The following is a 17,514-nucleotide window of genomic DNA, read 5'->3' as shown; positions in this document are numbered from 1 at the left end:
GTGTCGATACGACCGCTTCGAGCCGCAGGAGCACCCGCATGGTCAGCAAGCCGCCCGTGGACGACGTCGGCGACGAGGGGCTTGTGGTCGGGCCGCCCAAGGAGTACGCGGCCGGGCTGCCGGCCGTCGCCTGGTCGCTGCGCCACGCCGGCCGCCAGATGGGCGTCAAGCGCAGCCTGCTGACCCTGGTGCAGGTCAACCAGAAGCAGGGCTTCGACTGCCCCGGGTGTGCCTGGCCCGAGCCGGACCACCGCAGCGTCGCCGAGTTCTGCGAGAACGGCGCGAAGGCGGTCGCCGAGGAGGCCACGGTACGTCGGGTGGGCGCCGACTTCTTCGCCGCGCACCCGGTGGCCGAGTTGGCCGACAAGTCGGACTACTGGCTGGGCCAGCAGGGTCGGTTGACCGAGCCGATGTATCTCGCCGAGGGCGCCACGCACTACGCGCCGATCTCGTGGGAGGACGCGTTCGGCGTGGTCGCCGAGGAGTTGGCGGCGCTGGACTCGCCGGACGCGGCGGCGTTCTACACCTCGGGCCGCACCAGCAACGAGGCCGCGTTCGTGTACCAGTTGTTCGTCCGCGCGTTCGGCACCAACAATCTGCCGGACTGCTCCAACATGTGCCACGAGTCGAGCGGTTCGGCGCTGACCCAGACGCTCGGGGTCGGCAAGGGCAGTGTCTCGCTCGAGGACCTGTACCGGTCCGACCTGATCTTCGTGGTGGGTCAGAACCCGGGGACCAACCACCCGCGGATGTTGTCCGCGCTGGAGAAGGCCAAGCAGGCGGGCGCCTCGATCGTGGCGGTCAATCCGCTGCCGGAGGCCGGTCTGTTGCGGTTCAAGAATCCGCAGAAGGTCTCCGGTGTACTCGGCTCGGGCACCCAACTGACCGACGAGTTCGCGCAGATCCGGGTGAACGGCGACCTCGCGCTGTTCCGGGCGCTGAACCGGCTGCTGCTCGAAGCCGAGGACGCCGCGCCCGGCACCGTGCTCGATCGCGACTTCATCGACGAATACGCGCACGGGTTCGAGGAGTTCGCGGCCGACGTGCGAACCACGCCGTGGGCCGACGTGCTGGAGGCGACCGGGCTTTCGCGCGAGCAGATCGAGCGCATCCATCGGCGGGTGCTGGGCTCGCGGCGGATCGTGGTGTGCTGGGCGATGGGCCTGACCCAGCACAAGAACTCGGTGCCGACCATCCGTGAGGTGGTCAACTTCCTGCTCCTGCGCGGCAATGTGGGCCGGCCGGGCGCGGGGGTGTGTCCGGTGCGCGGGCACAGCAACGTGCAGGGCGACCGCACGATGGGCATCTACGAGAAGCCGGCGCCGGCGTTCCTGGACGCGCTGGAGCAGGAGTTCGGCTTCGCGCCGCCGCGCGCGCACGGGCACGACGTGGTGGACACGATCCGGGCGATGCGCGACGAGAGCGTGAAGGTGTTCGTCGCGGTGGGCGGCAACTTCGTCTCGGCGACGCCGGACACCGTCGCCACGGAGGCGGCGCTGCGGGCCACCCGGCTGACCGTGCAGGTGTCCACCAAGCTCAACCGTTCGCACGCGGTCACCGGGCGGCGCGCGCTGATCCTGCCCACCCTGGGGCGGACCGAGCGGGACCAGTTCGTCACGGTCGAGGACTCGATGAGCGCGGTGCACATGTCGCGCGGCAAACTGCCGCCGGCTTCGCCGCGGTTGCGCTCGGAGGTGGCGATCGTCTGCGGGCTGGCCGAACGGGTGCTCGGTGACCGGGTGTCGGTGCCGTGGCGCGACCTCGCACGCGACTACGACCTGATCCGGGACCGGATCGAGCGGGTGATCCCGGGCTTCACCGACTTCAACCGCCGGGTGCGCGAGCCCGGCGGGTTCGTGTTGCCGCACGGGCCGCGCGACGCGCGGCGGTTCCCGACCACCACCGGGAAGGCCAACTTCTCCCGCAACGAACTCGCCGTGTTGCGGGTGCCCGAGGGTCGGCTGATCCTCCAGACGGTGCGCTCGCACGACCAGTACAACACCACCATCTACGGTCTGGACGACCGTTATCGCGGGATCAAGCAGGGTCGCCGGGTGGTGTTCGTCAATCCCGTCGACCTGACCGCCCTGGGTCTGGCCGACGGCGCGCTGGTCGACCTGGTCGGCGAATGGCACGACGGGTCGGAGCGGCGGGCCGAGGCGTTCCGGGTGGTGTCCTACGACACCGCCGCGGGCTGCTGTGCGGCCTACTTCCCCGAGACCAACGTGCTGGTGCCGCTGGACAGCACGGCCGACGAGAGCAACACGCCGACGTCCAAGTCGATCGTGGTCCGCCTGGAGCCGCACACGCACTGATCGCGGTCGCGCCGGACGGGCCGTGCGCCCGTCCGGCGCCTGGGCGATCGGCCGGGTCCCGCCGCGTCGGCCCGGTCACCCTTGGAATCGGGCCGCCAGTACCGCCGCGAGTCGGCGGGAGGCGAACTCGCCGCCGTGGACGAAGCGCATCGCCGGGCCGAAGGTGGCGGCGGCGGGTGGGCCGGTGACGTACAGGCCGGGCACGGTGGTCTCGAACGACGCGTCGAGCGCGGGCAGTCCGCCCACCGTGGCGATCCGGCGCCGCACGGATGGTGTCAGGAAGCCGAGGGCGGCCAGGTCGACCCGGTAGCCGGTGGCGGCGAGCACGTGGTCGGCGTGTACCTCGCGCTGGTAGCCGGTCCGATCCCGCAGCCACATCCGCGCCCGCCCGTCGGGCTCGCGCCGGGCCCGGGTGACGGTTTGCGCGTCCCGGACCGGGACCCGCCCGTCCAGTCGATCGCGCAACCACCACGCGGCGGACGGGCCGAGGATGCGCCGGGCCAGATCGATCCGGACGCAGGCGGGCAGCAGTCGGAACGCGGCCGGGCCCCGCGCGGCGGCGGCGATCGTCCAGCCGGCTCCCAGCGGCGAGTCCGGGGTGAGCCGCCGGGCCCGGGGCGGGGCGGCGAACCGGATGTGCTCGGCCCGGCCGAACACCCGAACCCGTGCGGCGCCGCCCTCGTGCAGCAACGCGGCGCTCTCCAGCGCCGATTGGCCGGAGCCGATCACCACGATGTCCCGGCCGGCGCCGAGTTCGGCCAGGTCGGGGCGCTGGGCCGGGTGCGAGACCAGGTCGTCGCCGAGGTGTTCGAGCACGGCCGGCACGTAGCGGTGCGCGGCCAGGCCGGTGGCCAGCACCACCGCGTCGACCGCCAGGTCGGGGCCGCGGTCGCGGGTGAGCACGAAGCCGTGCCCGGCCGGCTCGATGCCGGTGACGCGCTCGCGCTCCACGTCCGGGACCAGGCGCTCGGCGAACCACCGCCCGTAGGCCACGAACAGCTCCAGGGGCACGGGCTGATCGCCCGTCAGCGGGCGCTCGCCGCGGGCGCGTTGGAAACAGGCCAGGGTGAATCCGGGCCTGGGCGCGGCGATCGAGGAGGCGTCGGGCCTGGATTTCAGCAGCATGCCGATCGGCATGTGCCGCCGCCAACTCTCCAGCGGTTCGCCGAACACTCGGGCGGTGACCCCGAGTTGGCGCAGGTGGGCGGCGAGCGAGAGGCCGTAGGGGCCGGCTCCGACGATGGCCACGGTCATGGCGGTGCCCTTCGGATATTCGAGTGGATTATTGGCTTATCCGGTGAAAAGTCGGTTCGCGCTGCTAGAAAGGTCCGGACGGGGAGGCGACGAAATGGTTGTCCGAGGAGTCGAGCTGGATCGTTCGGTGCCCGCGCTGCTGTTCAAGGTCGGCCGCTATCCGCTGCACCAGGGCTCGGTCGGCGCGGTGCGCTCGCTCGGGCGTGCGGGTGTGCCGGTGCACGCGGTGGTCGAGGACGCGTACACCCCCACCGCCCTGTCCCGGCACCTGAGTCGGCGGCACGTGTGGCCCACCACCGGCCTGGAGGACCCGCGGACGCTGGTGGAGCAACTGCTCGGCATCGGCCGCCGGTTGCCCGCCCGCGCGGTCCTGGTGCCCACCGACGACGAGGCGGCGCTGCTGGCCGCCGGCGCCCAGGACCGCCTCGCGGAGTGTTTCCTGCTGCCCAAGATCGATCCGGATCTGCCCGCCGGGCTGGCGGGCAAGCGCGGGCTCTACCGGCGCTGTCTGGCCCACGGGGTGCCCGCACCGGACACCCGCTTCCCCGCCGACCGGGAACAACTGACCGCGTTCGCCGCCGAGTTGGGCTACCCGGTGGTGGTCAAGAACCTCGCGCCGTGGGATCGGCTGCGGGCGCCGGTGGTGCCGGGCACCACGCTGGTCCGCGACCGGCGCGCGCTGCTCGCGCTGGTCGGCGAGCCGCGCGGGGTGTTGCTGCAGACCTACGTGCCGCGCGAGGCGGCACAGGACTGGATCGTGCATCTGTACGCCGCGCCGGACGGTCGGTGCGCGCCGGTGTTCACCGGGCTCAAGCTCCGCTCCTGGCCGCCGCACGCGGGGGTGACCACGTACGCCCGGGCGTTGGCCAACCCGGGTCTCGCCCGCCGTTCCGCCCGGCTGTGTCGGGCGCTCGGCTACCGGGGTCCGGCCGATCTGGACTGGCGGCTCGACCTGCGCGACGGGCGCTACAAGCTGGTCGACTTCAACCCGCGGGTGGGCGCCCAGTTCCGCATGTTCGAGACCGCGCGGGGCCTGGACGTGGTGCGCGCGCTGCATCTGGACCTGACCGGGCGGCCGATTCCCCCGGGTGACCAGCGCGAGGGTCGGCGCTATGTCGCCGAGCATCTGGATCTCGCCGCGTTCGCGGCCTACCGGGGGCGCTGCGGCGTGGCCCGGCCACCCGGCCGGGCGCCGGGGTGGGGCGGGGTGGAGTCGGCCTGGCTGGCCCTGGACGATCCGCTGCCGGCGGCGGTCACGGCGGTGCGCGCCCTCGCCCTGGCCGTGCGCCGGCGGCGGCACTGAGGAGAGTGGGTGGGTTCGATGGGGACGCGTCGAGCGATGCGGGTCCGCCGCCGGCTGGCCGCGGTGGTGCCGGTCGTGCTGCCGGTGGTGCTGCTCGCGGGGTGCGAGTCCGCGCCGCCGGCCGGGCCGCGGTTGTTGTTCGCCGACGACTTCGCCGGGTCGGCGCTCGCCGCCGAACGCTGGGTGACGTGCTACGACTGGAACGTGGCCGGCTGTACCAACGCGGGCAACCACGAGCAGCAGTGGTATCTGCCCGAGCAGGTCCGGGTGCGGGACGGGCAGGCGATCCTGACCGCCGCGCGGCGGCCCACCACCGGTTCGGACGGCGTGGCCTACCCGTGGGTCTCGGGCATGTTGTCCACCGGGCGGCCGAGTTGGTCGGGTCGGCCGAGGTTCACCTTCACCTACGGCCGGGTCGAGGCCGAACTGCGGTTGCCTCGCGAGCCGTTCTCGTTCCCGGCGTTCTGGCTGATGCCGGCCGCCAAACGCACCCCTCCCGAACTGGACGTGGTCGAACTGATCGGCCTGGACGGCCTGGCCCGGGCCACGGTGCACTGGACCGGGACCGACGGCCGGCCCGACGCACAGACGCACGCCTCCCCCGAGCGCGACTGGGCCGGCGGGTTCCACCGGTTCACCCTCGACTGGCGGCCGGATCGGGTGACGTGGTCGATCGACGGCGAGCGGGTGTTCGCCGTGACCGACCGGGCGCATGTCCCGCACGAGCCGATGGAGGTGTTGTTCACCCTCGCGATGGGCTACCCGGAGCCGGTCCCCGACACGGTGACCGGCGCGGAGATGCGGATCCGGGCGGTGCGGGTCTGGGAGCGCTGAACCCGCGCGCGCCGGCCCCGGTCGGGCGCTCACCTCAACCGGCCCGGCCTGCCACCGGGTCGGAGTACTCGTGCCAGGGATCGGGCCGGCCGCGCCGGCGGGCCCTGATCCGGCGCCAGGCCCGCCAGCCGAGCGTGGGCAGCCCGTCCCGAAACGGCGCGACCCGGGGGCCGGCACCGGCCAGCCAGGCGTCCAGGCGGTCGAGACCGGTGTCCGCGCGCACCATCAGCCGCGAGATCCGCCACGGGTCGTCCTCGCGCGAGCTGTGCGCGTCGCGTACCGCCATCGCGGTGCGAAAACCCGCGTGCCGCACCGCGGCCCGCACGGCGGCGTCGTTGTAGCCGAAGGGGTAGGCGAACGAGGTGACCGGGCGCTCCAGTTCGGCCTCCAGGCGCTGCCGCGAACAGGCGATCTCGCGGTGCATCGATTCGAGCGGGAGGGTGTCGAGTTCGCGGTGCGTGCAGCCGTGCGCGCCGATGGTCAGGCCCGGCGCGTCGGCGATCCCGCGCAGTTCGCGCCAGGTGAGCATGGCGGCCGGCGGCAGTACCGGGTTCGGGGTGGGCCACAGCGCGTCGGTGGTGACGTAGAGGGTCACGGGCAGGTCGCGTTCGACCAGTTGCGGCAGCGCGTACCGGGCGAAGTCGGCGTAGCCGTCGTCGAAGGTGATCAGCACGCTCTCCCGGGGCAGGTCGCGACCGCCGTGCAGGGCCTCGGTGAACCGGTCCAGGCCGATCGGGACCCGGCCGCTGGCCGACACCCGGTCCAGGTGTCGGCCGAACTCGGCCGGGGTGACGGTGAACGGCGCGATCCACGGCGGCGGGTCGTCCCGTACCGCGTGGTAGAGCAGGACCGGTACCGCGGCCTCGGATCTCATCGATGCTCCTCTCGCGAGGTGTGCGTACGCACGACGATGCGAATCAGCGCCGCGGTGGTGGTCAGGCCGGCGAGGGTGCCGATCACGCGCGGCGCGGAGAAGGCGCCCGCGAGCAGGTATGCCTCGGCGGTCAGCGCGCACAGCGCCGCGCTGGCGGCCACCGAGGTCACCGCCGTGGCCAGGACGGTCGCGCCCTCGCCGGCGAGGGCGTAGCCGGGTCCGACGGCCAGGAAGGCGACCACGACCAGAACCCGCAGCGGGTGTTCGGCGGGCAGTTCGAGCGCGCCGAACGCCGACCACCCGGCGGCGGCGGGCCACAGGGCCCGGGTCGGGCCGGTCATCGCACGGGCCCCGGTCGTGGGCCGATCCGGTAGATCACCGCGTCCCGGTCGCGCAGCAGCAGGGTGAATCGGGGCGCGGTGGACAGCGCCTGGTCGATGCGCCCGAGGGTGCCCGCCGGCAGCAGTCCGGTCTGTTCGCACTCGGCCCGCTGGCCGGCGGTCAGGAACAGGTACGCCGTCTCGCCCGGATACTCGTCGGCCAGCGCGCTCAGCCCGGCCACCGGGTCGCGCACCACCCCCTCGCGCAGCGCGGGCGTCTCCATCGCGAACCAGCGGTGTCGCTGTTGCTCGTAGTCGGCGTAGGCGCCGGGGAAGTTGTTGCTGGCCGCGACGATCAGGTCGCCGGGCGCGGACACCCGGGCCAGCCACTGCCGGGCGGCGATCTCGCCGTCGTCGAAGTGGTTCTGGCGCTCCTTGCCGTAGTAGCCGAACACGAATCCGGTGAGCAACAGCGCGAACAACACCGGCAGCAACACCGCGCGCGGGCGCGGCCGGCCCCGGTCGCCGAACACCGGCGCGAGCCATCCGGCGATCAGGAACGCGGCGGCGGGCAGCGCGAACAGGTAGACCCGGAAGATGATTTCGCCGCCGTACGCACCGGCCGCGAGCAGCGGCAGCGGTGCCGACACCAGCAACATGGCGGGCGAGCGGCGCAGGCGCGGACAGCGGATCGGCGCGGCGGCGGTGAGCAGCGCGACGCCCGCGGTCAGCGCCCGGTCCACCCGGGCGACCAGCACCTGGCCCGGTTCGGCGCTGCCCAGATTGACCATGCCGGCATGCGCGTTCGCCTTGAAGTCGCCGAACTGGGCCCAGGAGGATGCGAACTGCTCGAACAGGAAGGGTCGGGCCACGGTCAGGTCCCAGCCCGACACGGCCACCGCGGTGAGCCCGAGCAGTGGGAGGGCGACGGGCCGATGGGCGCGTGAGCAGGACAGCGCGGCCAGTGCGACGACGAGCATCAGCGGGGTGAGCTGATGCGCCGTCACCACGGCGAGTACCAGTGGCGCGCACAGTCCGACGGTGGCGAGCGGGCGCCGCTCGCGGTCCAGGACCAGCGCCAGGATGGTCACGTACAGGACGAACGCGAAGGTCTGCGGGGCGAAGTAGTCCTGGCCGACCCAGGCGGTGGCGAAGTAGATCCACACCGCCGCCCAGACGATCCGCCGGTTGCGGGTGAGCGTGCGGTAGAGCAGGACGAGGGGGCCGATCAGCAGCAGGTCGAAGGCGAGCGGCGACCAGGTGGCCATGGTCAGCGCGTCGGGCGCGCCGGACGCGCGCACGGCCGTGGCGGCGGCGGAGAAGAACCCGGGCCACTGGTGGTAGGGCGCCAACTCGCCCGCGTCCGGCAGGGTTCGGCCGGTGCGCAGGAACTGGTCGACCACTTCGACGTGTTTCCAGGCCCACGCGTAGCGCAGGTGCTCGTACAACACCGCCGGTGTGGCGTGCAGCATGGTCACCAGGGCACCGGTGTACAGCGCGTAGCGCCGGGTCCGGGCGGTGCGGTCGAGCAGGCTCACCGCGAAGCCGACGGTGAGCACTGCCAGCGCGCACCAGTACAGGGCGGGCAGCACGTCGAGCAGCCCGAGTCCGCCCATCCGGTCCACCGCGACCGGCATCCGCATGGCCAGGATCCACAGCAGTACGGCGAGCGGCAGGGCGAGCCGGCCGAACGCGCGGAACGCGAGCGCGGCGGGGGTGGGCAGCGGGTCCCGGCCCAGACCGCGCGCCCGGCCCGCGGCGTAGCCGAGCGCGGTGGTGAGCACGCCCAGGGCCAGCGCGGGGATGGTGGCCTTGGGCGGACCCGGTTCCGGGGCGAACGGGCGCACCAGGGCGCGCGGGATGGTCGAGGCCAGGTAGGAGCGTTCGGAGGCGAGCGCGCGGCCGGTGCCGGTGTGCCGGCTGACCGCCGCCTTGGACAGGCCCTCGGCCCAGCAGCGGGCCCGGAAGTAGCGCCAGGTGCCGCGCGCGGCGGGTACGCGGTGGCGGACCACGGCGGCCGGTTCGTACCCGAGCACGCCGCCGCGGTGTCGGGCCGCGGCGCGGATGCACAGCTCGGTCTCCTCGCAGCCCAGCGGGCGGGTGCCGACGCGGCCCAGGTCGGTGCGGAAGCCGCCGACGTCGAGCAGCACGCTGCGCCGGAAGGACATGTTGGCGCCGATCAGGTTCCGTACCGGCGCGGCCTGTTCGGGCATGCCCCGGTAGGTGCAGCCGACCACCCAGTCGAATTCGGCGGGGAACCAGGTCGGGCGTCCGGTGTCCCAGTTCGGCCGGATCCGGCCGCCGACGCCGAGCACGTTCGGGTCGGCGTAGCCGTCGAGCAGGCGCATGGTCCAGTCGGGTTCGGCGACGGCGTCGTCGTCGAGGAAGGCCACGACGTCGCCCCGCGCGCCCTCGACGCCGGTGTTGCGGGCGCCGGAGAGGCCGCGTCGGCCGCGGTTGCGCAGCACGGTGACGTCGGGGAACGCGGCGCTCGCGCGGGCGGCGAGTTCGTGGCAGTGGTCGGCGACCAGGATGACCTCGGCGGGTGCCTCGTCCTGGGCCCGGAGCGAGTCGAGCGCGGCGGTGAGGTCGTCCCAGCGGTCCATGGTGTACGCGCAGACCACCACGGTCAGGGTGGGGCGCGGCGGGGTGCGCTCGACGGCGGGGCCGGCGCCGAGGGCGCGGACCAGGGCCCGCTTGGCGGCGGCCTCCTCGGCGCGGATGGCCACCCAGGCCAGGCGCCTGGTGCGCGGTGGGGTCTCCGTCATGCGGGCCTCCCGGAATGGGTGGGGAGCCAGGTCCGGCGGGCCGCGAGCAGCACGAGCGCGGTCGCGGTCTGGGCGCCGAGCCAGGCGATGCCGGCGCCGAGCAGGCCGAGCGCGGGCAACAGGACGACGGTCAGGGTCAGTACGGTCGCCGCGAGGCCGGCCTGGATGGCGACCACGACGCGCATCCGGCGCAACACCCGGCAGGCGCTGACCGCGGTCGCGACCACCAGGTGCGGCAGCGCGGACAGGGCGAGCAGTCGCAGCAGCCCGGCGCCGTCGCGGGCGTAGCCGGGGCCGAACACGCGCAGCACCAGCGGCGCGCCGAGGACGAGGACGCCGATGGCGAGCAGGAGCAGCGCCCCGGTGTGGCGCAACACGCGCCGGCAGCCGGCGGCGAGCCCGGCGGTGCCGCCGGCGGCCTCGACGAGCAGCGACGCCCCCATGTTGAGTCCGACCAGGTAGAGCGTGTTCGCCACCACCCAGGCCAGTGAGAAGTAGGCGCTCTCCCGGGCGCCGACGCGTTCGAGCACGATGATCGGCGGCACGGTGGTCGCGGCGAGCCAGCACAGCGTGCCGAGGTAGTCCGCCCCGGCGTACCGCACGATCCCGGCTCCGGGCCGAAATCGCGGGCCGGAGTGCGGGGTTCGGTACCGGGCCGGCGGGCGCGGGTCGTCGCCCGCGGCCGGACCCGAGGTGACGCGTGGGTCGGGACCCGAGGTGACGCCCGCCGCCCGCACGGACTTCCGGGCGGGCGGCAGGTGCGCGAACAGCCAGGTGTCGACGACCAGCAGGGTCGACACCAGGGCCAGCGTCCAGGACATCAGGATGCCGAGCGTGGGCAACACCGCGGCCAGCGCGGCGACCAGGACCAGCTTGGCGATCGCGAAGCCGCTGTTCTTGCCCACCACCAGGCCGGGTCGGCGCAGGCCGGTGAGCGCGCCGTCCTGGAGCGCGAACAGCGCGTAGGCCACCGTGGTCGCCGCGAAGCAGCAGCCGGCCGCCGGTTCGCGCAGGAAGCCCAGGCCCGGCGCGCACAGCGGGATCAGCGCGAGGAAGCCCAGGACGGCCGCCAGGGTCGCGCCGAACGCGGCGGCGTACGCGGTGCGGATCAGCCCGCGCCGGTCCGCGCCCGGTTGCGGCAGGAAGCGTACGAGCACGTTGGCCAGGCCGAGTTGGCCCAGCCCGGAGAGCAGCATCATCGCGGACACCGCCGCGTAGGTGCGCCCCACCGTCGCGTCCCCGTACCAGCGGGTGGCCAGCGCCCAGTAGCCCGCGCCGAACGCCGAGGTCACCAGCGAACCCACGGTCAGCACATGCCCGTTGCGCAGCAGCGGGTCCACCCGGGGTGGGGCCCACCGGCGCAGCCCGGCCTGGATCACCGGCCGGACTCCGCCTGCTCCCAGGGCGTGCGCACGCCGTGCGTCCGTAAGCGCGAGCGCAGATACGCGAGGGGGCCGGCGGCCATCGCGCGGCGCTCCAGCGTGGCCAGCCGGGCGGGCCAGGGGACCTCGGGCCGCCCGGGCGCGCGGGTTCGGGCCAGGGCGTACCGGATGCCGTCGGGGGCGCGTCTGGCGAGCGCGCCGAGGGTGCGCGGCTCGCGCAGTACGGCGGCGGTCAGGTAGGCGCCCAGGCCGGTGCCGTACCCGCGCACCTGGGCGGCCACCGCGGCTCGATCGGCCCGGTGTCGGTGCCAGATCAGCGCGCCGGGTTCGTAGCCGATGCGGTGTCCGCGCACGATGGTGCGGAAGAAGGCGAGCAGGTCGTCGCCGCCACACGCGGGGGTGCCGACGCCCGTGGCCGGGTCGAAGCCGCCCATCGCGCGCAGTACGTCGGCCCGGAAGGCCATGTTGGCGCCCGAGCCGAAGCGGCCGGCGGTGAACGGGAACAGCGGGTCGGCGGGCGGTGCCTTGGGGTCGTACAGGATCGGCTCGAAACCCTTGGCGAAGCCCCCGTGGTGATGGAGCATCAGTTGCGCGGGGGTGCGCAGTTCGGCGGGCAGGATCAGGCCGGTGACGCACGCGGGCCGGCCCGCGCGGGCGAAGCCGGCGACCAGCGCCGCGACCCAGCCGGGGTCGGCCAGGACGTCGTCGTCGGTGAACGCGAGCAGCTCGCCCGTGGCCACCGCGATGCCCCGGTTGTGCGCGAGGGCCAGTCCCGGGCGCGGTTCACGCACGTAGCGCACCGGACCGGCGCAACCGCCGCGGACCACGCTCGCGGTGCGGTTGGTGGTGGGGGCGTTGTCCACCACGATCAGTTCGATGTCGGGGTAGGTCTGCCACAGCAGGGTGCGCAGGCACGCGGCGAGCAGTTCGGGCCGCTCTCGGGTGGCCACGATCACGCTGACCCGGGGCGTGCCGCGCGGGGCGGGCGGGCCGGGGGCGTGGTCGGGTGCGGCGGGGGTGCCGAAGCGGGCCGTCGCGCGGGCGATCAGCCGATCCGGTCCCGGGGTGGGCAGTTCGAGGTCGAGCAGGCCGACGGGGGTGCCGGCGTGCCGGACCAGGGCGAGTACGGCGCCGGCGGGGCAGTCGGCGGGGGTGCCGTCCGGGGTGCTCAACCTCGGCCCGGCGTCGGCGACGAGGTCGAGGACCCGGACGTGCACGAGGTCGGGGGGCGGGCCGGGTGGGGCGGGGGGCGCGGCGGACTCGGCGGGTGGCGCGGGCCGTTCGTCCGCGGGCGGAGCGGCGGTCGGCGAGGCCGGGCGCGGGATGGCGATCGGGGTCGGTGTGGCCGGTGGGCGCGGGCCGGGCAGCGGGGCGTTCGGTTCGGCCGGGCGCTGCCTCGGGATCAGCGGCCTCGGGTCGGGTTCGGGATCTCGGCGGGGCGTCAAGCGTCCTCCCCCGCTCGCTCCGGGCGGGCGCCGGCGTGCTCGCGCAGGACGGTGCGCAGCACCCGGTGTCCGTCGCGGAGCGCGTTGAGGTTGGATCGGCCGCTCCGGCGCGGCAGTTCGAGGCTGGGTACCTCGCCGATCCGCAGTCCGGCGCGCAGGGCCCGGACGATCATCTCGGCCTCGATCTCGAAGCCGGTCGAGCGCAGGTCCAGGTGCTCCAGGAAACACCGGCGGAACGCGCAGAACCCGTAGCACAGATCGGTGAGCCGATACCCGTACAGCCGGCTGACCAGGGCCGTCAGCGCGTGGTTGCCGAGGCTGCGGACCGCGGTCAGGTCCAGCGATCCGCCGCCGCCGACGAACCGGGAGCCCTTGACGAAGTCGTAGCCGTTGCTCAGGAAGTGCACATAGTGCGGGATCTCGTGCGGCGACATGCTGCCGTCGGCGTCGATGGTGACGATGATGTCGCCGGTGGCGTGCCGGAATCCGGTGCGCAGGGCGCTGCCCTTGCCGGGGCCGGACTGCGGGATGACCCGGGCGGCCGGCAGGTAGCGGCGGGTGATCAGCGAGGTGGCGTCGGTGGAGTCCCCGTCGATCAGCAGGACTTCGTCGACGCCTTCGGGTATCTGCTGGAGCACCCAGGGCAGATTGCGGGCCTCGTTGCGGGCCGGCACGACCAGGGTGACCCGGTCCCGCGACACCGGGTCGGCCGGTGCCTGTTTGGCTCGTACCGGTGCGCCGCCGGGCAGTTCGGCGATCCGGGGCAATGGGCGTTTCGGGTGCGTCGCGTGCGTCGTGTCGTGCATGAACGGCCCCCTCCCGTCTGCCGCGTGCCCCGGAGAGCACACGGCATCGGGCCGGCGGAACCGGCCCGAGATCGGTGACACCGGGTGCCGATCACACGACACCCGGTCATCGCCGATCGTGGTTGGGCGGCGAAAGCAGGGTCAATCGGACCGAAGATGCTTTGCCAAGACGTTACGGTTGGGCGTTTTTCCCATCGAATGCCAGTTCGGGGATTTTCGCGGTTTTCCTGCGCCTTGTCGGATACGGCGTGCCCGGCGGGAGCGCTCGGCAGCGGGACGGTGTGAGCGCCCGCGCGAAGATCCGCGCGAGCGCCCGCGTGTGGTCGGGCGCGCTCAGCAACCGCAGTCGCACGAGCAACATTCGCCGCATTCGCAGCAGCTGCCGCAGCAGTCGCATCCGTCGCAGCAGTCCCCGCAGTCACACTTGTGGCAACACCCCTGCCGCTGTTGACCGGTGCACGGGTCCTCGAAGGTCTCCCGGCAACACCACTGGCAGGTACAGCACAACCCGGCCCAGATCGCGCAGGCGACGAACACGTTGTGCCCGCCGGGCGGCGGCGGGGGCGGGGTGGGGCCGCCGGGCGGACCCCACGGGCTGTTCGGGTCGTACGGGCTGCCGGGCGGCGGCTGGGTGGGCGTCCGGTTCGGCGGCTGGTTCGGCCAGGACCCGTCGGGGCGTGCGGCCAACCGGGGTTCGGCACGCTCGCCGTGCTTGGCGCAGCCACTGCCGTGCTTGCCGCCGACCGCGCAGGAGGGGTTCTCGACGGGGAAGCCCGCGTGCCGGAACGACCGGTCGATCGCCTCGTCGACCTCGTGCACGAGCAGCCGGTGGGCGAGCGCGCCCGTGACGAACTCGACCTCGGCCAGGGCCAGTCGGATCCCGGTCGCCGCGTCGCGGCACAGCCGGTACGCCTCGTCCGGCCCGGTCCCGGTGGCCAACAGCGGGTTCCACGCGCCGGCCGCCCGGTCGGCGTGCACGTCCTCGACCGCGTCGAGCAGGTGCGCGAGCCGGCCGAACAACCGTCCCGCCTCGGCCAACGACTCGGCGTTGTCCGGCCGTTCGGCAAGCACCGCGGTGTGCGCGAACGCCGCGCCGGTGGCCGTCTCGGTCGGCTCGGTCACCACCAGCACCGACACGCCCGGTCCGGCCAGCGCCTCGACCTCGACCTGCCGGTCCACCGCCTCGACCATCACCGCCGTATCGAAGCCCACGTCGAGCGCGGTGCCCGCACCCTGCCGGGCCCAGCGCTCGGCGACCCGGCGCGCGCCGCCCGCGACCGCGCGCCGCCGGTACACCCCGTCGCCGTCGTCGATGTGGTCGCGCATCTTCGCCGACGCGAGCACCAGGGACACCGCGCCCGCGAGCCGCGCCCCCTCGCCCATGGCCACCTCGGCCCGGCGCATCGCGCGCAGCGGACAGGGACCGGCCTTGCGCCGCCCGTCCGCGGTCGGCCGGGCGGACTGCGCCTCGACCAGGACCGAGATGATCAACCCGTCGTAGTTGGTGGCGACGCGCGCCGCCTGCCCGTGGTCGTCCCGCAGCGCCAGACACATGCCGCACAGGTGCGCCATCCACTCGCTCTGCAACTTCTCCGACAGTCGATGCCGGCACGGCCGGATGATCCCGAACAAGCCCTCGCCCCATTCACTGCGCCGATTCCTGGCCCCCTCAGCGCGGTCAGCCTACTGATCACCCGTCATCCCCGTACGGATCCGCCCGGGATCCGCCCCGGGGGCGACCCGAGGACCGCGCTCGCGGCCTTCTAGGATCCGCAGCGTGACTGCATCGGTGCTGGTCGTATGTAGTGGGAACATCTGCCGCTCCCCCGTCGTCGAGGCCATGCTGCGCGGCCGGTTGGCCGGGTCCGCGCTGCCGAGCGAGGTGTCCTCGGCGGGCACCATCGACTGGAACGCCCGGCCGATGGCGGACAACAGCGCGCTGGTACTGATCGAGCACGGCATCGACCCGCCCGCGCACCGCAGCCGCAAGCTCACCGCCGAGCTGCTGCGCGCCGCCGACCTGGTGATCGGGATGTCCCGCGAGCACCACTGGGCGATCGAAGCCCTTGCCGCCGACGCCCTGCCGCGCACCTTCCTGCTCGGCGAACTGGTGCGCCTGGGCGAGGCGTTCGGTCCGCGCGGCGCGCTGCCGCTCGCCGACTGGGTGGCCGGGGTGGACGCGCGGCGACCGGCGAGCCGACTGGCCCGTCCCGCCGACGAACTCGACGACCCGATGGGCGAGCCGATCGAGTCGTTCCGGGTGATGGCGGTGCGGGCCGACGAGCTGACGACCCGGCTGGCGACGCTGCTGACGACGTGATCCCGGGGCGTCCGCCCCGGGCCGCCGAACGGCTCGTCATTCGAACACGTGCGCTTTCCTCTCGGGGGCAAAAGGGCCCTGATGCCCACCGACTCTTTGGCGGGCCCGTAAACTCACGCCCCTGCCGCCGGAGTCGGCGGCACCGCATGGGGGTGGGCATGCACGACGCAGAGCACTACCGGAGCGAAGAGCGCGACGACCGCGAGTACGGCGGATTCGGCGGCTACGACGACGCGGACCACGGCGGGGCCAGACGCCGGAGCGGTTGGATTTTCCTGGTCCTGGCCCTGGTGTTGGTCCTCGGCACCGGCTATGGGGCCTACTCGTTCCTGAAGGACGACGACGTCTCGACCCCGACCGCGCGGTCGAGCGAGACCGCGGCTCGGGGCGAGCGGAGCCCGCTCGACGCCGCGCGATTATTCCTCGGCGAATGGCAGGCGGGCAATTGGACCCGCGCGGCCCGGCTCACCAGTGACGCGACCGCCGCGTCCACGGCGCTGCCGGCCCTGAACGACGGGCTGAAGGTCACCGCCCGCACGCTGACCGCGGGCGAGCCGGCCTCCGCGCGGCCGGACGGGACGGTCCCGGTGCCGTTCACCGCCAAGTTGACCCTCGGATCCGCCGGCGACTGGTCGTACACCGGGTCCCTGGACGTGGCCAGGAGCGCGGATCGCGGCTACCTGGTCGCCTGGTCCCCGGCCACCCCGCACCCGGAGCTGACCTCGGGCACCTCGCTCGAACTGGCGCCCAACCAGGGCGGCGTGGGCGGCGACGTGTTGCGGGCGAAGGACGGTACGGCGCTGTCCCCGACCGACAACCCGTCCCTGGCCGCGATCCGTACCGGCCTGGCGAGCAAGGCCAAGCCCGGCGAGCAGGCCAAGCCGGGCGGCGTGGTCCGACTGGTCGACGCCGCCACCCGGGCCCCGGTCAAAGAACTCGCCACGCTCGGCGAGCCGGTCACCGCCGCGCCCCGGGACGGCGGGATCCGCACCACGCTCGACGCGCACCTCCAGACGGCGGCCGAGCGGGCGGTCGAGGGCGAGTCGCGGACGGCGTCGCTGGCGGCGGTGCGGATCAGCACCGGCGAGATCGTCGCGGTGGCCAACAACCCTGCCGCCGGCCAGAACAACGCCTTCCTGGCCACCACCCAGCCCGGCTCGACGTTCAAGATCGTCTCGGCCGCCACGCTGCTGTCCAAGGGCGTGGTCGGCCCCGACGAGAAGGTGGGCTGCCCCGAATCGGCCGACGCGGGCGGCATGCGGTTCACCAACTCCGAGGGCCGCGCGTTCCCGGAGGGCAGCTTCAAGCTGGCCTTCGCCCAGTCCTGCAACACCACCATGGCCAACCTGTCCGGCAAGCTCACCGGCGCGGACCTGTCCACGATGGCGCACGACTGCTTCGGCATCGGCGGCGACTGGAAGACCGGGATCGTCTCGTTCGACGGCCGGGTGCCCGCCGCGTCGAACGACACCATGAAAGCCGCGAACATGATCGGCCAGGGGCAGGTACAGATGAACCCGCTCACCATGGCCTCGGTGGTGGCCACCGCCAAGTCCGGCACCTTCCGCCAGCCACACCTGCTCACCGACCAGGAGGGCCTGTGGCGGGCCCCGAACTCGTTGTCCCCCGCCGTGACCGGGCAGTTGCGCACACTGATGCGCGCGGTGGTCACCGAGGGCACCGCCCGCGCCTCGCTCGGCGGCCTGAGCGGCGACGTGGGCGCCAAGACGGGCACCGCCGAGGTCGGCGGCGGCCGGCCCAACAACGGCTGGATGGTCGCCTACCGGGGCGATATCGCGGTGGCGGTCTGGGTCGAGGGGGGCGTGACCGGCGGGCAGTCGGCCGGACCGATCGTGAAGGCCCTCCTGAGCGCGACGGGCTGAGCGACGGGTG

At 73.9% G+C, this 17,514-nt stretch carries 13 protein-coding genes; 5 read left to right on the top strand and 8 right to left on the bottom strand.

Annotated features, from left to right (window positions below):
* The first annotated feature begins 38 nt into the window (after nt 1–38).
* Nucleotides 39–2,315, top strand: a complete 2,277-nt coding sequence (locus ACFRCG_RS30260) for an FdhF/YdeP family oxidoreductase (protein ID WP_380037250.1) — start codon at nt 39–41, stop codon at nt 2,313–2,315.
* A gap of 75 nt (nt 2,316–2,390) precedes the next feature.
* Here ACFRCG_RS30260 and ACFRCG_RS30255 read toward each other — a convergent pair whose 3' ends face one another.
* Nucleotides 2,391–3,569 (bottom strand): FAD-dependent oxidoreductase, encoded by a 1,179-nt coding sequence (locus tag ACFRCG_RS30255; RefSeq protein ID WP_380037248.1) that lies wholly within the window; start codon nt 3,567–3,569, stop codon nt 2,391–2,393.
* A 94-nt stretch (nt 3,570–3,663) separates the two neighbouring features.
* Here ACFRCG_RS30255 and ACFRCG_RS30250 point away from each other — a divergent pair, with 94 nt between their 5' ends.
* The gene (locus ACFRCG_RS30250) at nt 3,664–4,872 is read left to right on the top strand and encodes an ATP-grasp domain-containing protein (protein WP_380037246.1); all 1,209 of its coding nucleotides are present in this window, start codon (nt 3,664–3,666) and stop codon (nt 4,870–4,872) included.
* Between the two features lie 18 nt (nt 4,873–4,890).
* On the top strand, nt 4,891–5,706 hold the full coding sequence (locus ACFRCG_RS30245; protein ID WP_380037244.1) for a family 16 glycosylhydrolase: 816 nt from the start codon (nt 4,891–4,893) through the stop codon (nt 5,704–5,706).
* Nucleotides 5,707–5,740: 34 nt separating this feature from the next.
* On the opposite strand, the gene ACFRCG_RS30240 is transcribed toward ACFRCG_RS30245, so the two are convergent.
* The 7 genes from ACFRCG_RS30240 to ACFRCG_RS30210 all read right to left on the bottom strand — a co-directional run bounded on the left by ACFRCG_RS30240 (nt 5,741) and on the right by ACFRCG_RS30210 (nt 14,933).
* Nucleotides 5,741–6,580, bottom strand: a complete 840-nt coding sequence (locus ACFRCG_RS30240) for a polysaccharide deacetylase family protein (protein WP_380037242.1) — start codon at nt 6,578–6,580, stop codon at nt 5,741–5,743.
* Nucleotides 6,577–6,921: a hypothetical protein gene (locus ACFRCG_RS30235; protein ID WP_380037240.1), complete on the bottom strand. Its 345-nt coding sequence runs from the start codon at nt 6,919–6,921 to the stop codon at nt 6,577–6,579. Before ACFRCG_RS30235 ends, ACFRCG_RS30240 begins: the two co-directional genes overlap by 4 nt.
* Nucleotides 6,918–9,668, bottom strand: coding sequence for a glycosyltransferase family 2 protein (locus ACFRCG_RS30230; RefSeq protein WP_380037238.1), 2,751 nt, complete (start codon nt 9,666–9,668; stop codon nt 6,918–6,920). The genes ACFRCG_RS30235 and ACFRCG_RS30230 overlap by 4 nt, the downstream gene beginning before the upstream one ends.
* On the bottom strand, nt 9,665–11,047 hold the full coding sequence (locus ACFRCG_RS30225; RefSeq protein ID WP_380037236.1) for a hypothetical protein: 1,383 nt from the start codon (nt 11,045–11,047) through the stop codon (nt 9,665–9,667). The genes ACFRCG_RS30230 and ACFRCG_RS30225 overlap by 4 nt, the downstream gene beginning before the upstream one ends.
* Nucleotides 11,044–12,495 (bottom strand): glycosyltransferase family 2 protein, encoded by a 1,452-nt coding sequence (locus ACFRCG_RS30220; RefSeq protein WP_380037234.1) that lies wholly within the window; start codon nt 12,493–12,495, stop codon nt 11,044–11,046. Before ACFRCG_RS30220 ends, ACFRCG_RS30225 begins: the two co-directional genes overlap by 4 nt.
* A complete protein-coding gene (locus tag ACFRCG_RS30215) occupies nt 12,492–13,301 on the bottom strand; it encodes a glycosyltransferase family 2 protein (protein ID WP_380037232.1) in 810 nt (269 codons plus the stop codon). The genes ACFRCG_RS30220 and ACFRCG_RS30215 overlap by 4 nt, the downstream gene beginning before the upstream one ends.
* Before the next feature lie 333 nt (nt 13,302–13,634).
* Nucleotides 13,635–14,933 carry a DUF5685 family protein gene (locus ACFRCG_RS30210; RefSeq protein WP_380037230.1) on the bottom strand — a complete coding sequence of 433 codons (1,299 nt, stop codon included), beginning with the start codon at nt 14,931–14,933 and terminating at the stop codon, nt 13,635–13,637.
* 145 nt (nt 14,934–15,078) lie between these two features.
* Between ACFRCG_RS30210 and ACFRCG_RS30205 the strand changes: the two genes are divergently transcribed.
* Nucleotides 15,079–15,621 carry a low molecular weight phosphatase family protein gene (locus tag ACFRCG_RS30205; protein ID WP_380037227.1) on the top strand — a complete coding sequence of 181 codons (543 nt, stop codon included), beginning with the start codon at nt 15,079–15,081 and terminating at the stop codon, nt 15,619–15,621.
* A gap of 158 nt (nt 15,622–15,779) precedes the next feature.
* Entirely contained in the window at nt 15,780–17,504 is a 1,725-nt protein-coding gene (locus ACFRCG_RS30200) for a penicillin-binding transpeptidase domain-containing protein (RefSeq protein ID WP_380037225.1), read from the top strand.
* The last annotated feature ends 10 nt before the right edge of the window (nt 17,505–17,514 follow it).

The organism is Embleya sp. NPDC056575 (genome assembly GCF_042793325.1).
In the GTDB taxonomy this organism is placed as follows: Bacteria; Actinomycetota; Actinomycetes; order Streptomycetales; family Streptomycetaceae; genus Embleya.
Note: the sequence above shows the minus strand (reverse complement) of the source record. Positions and strands in the feature narration are given on the sequence as shown.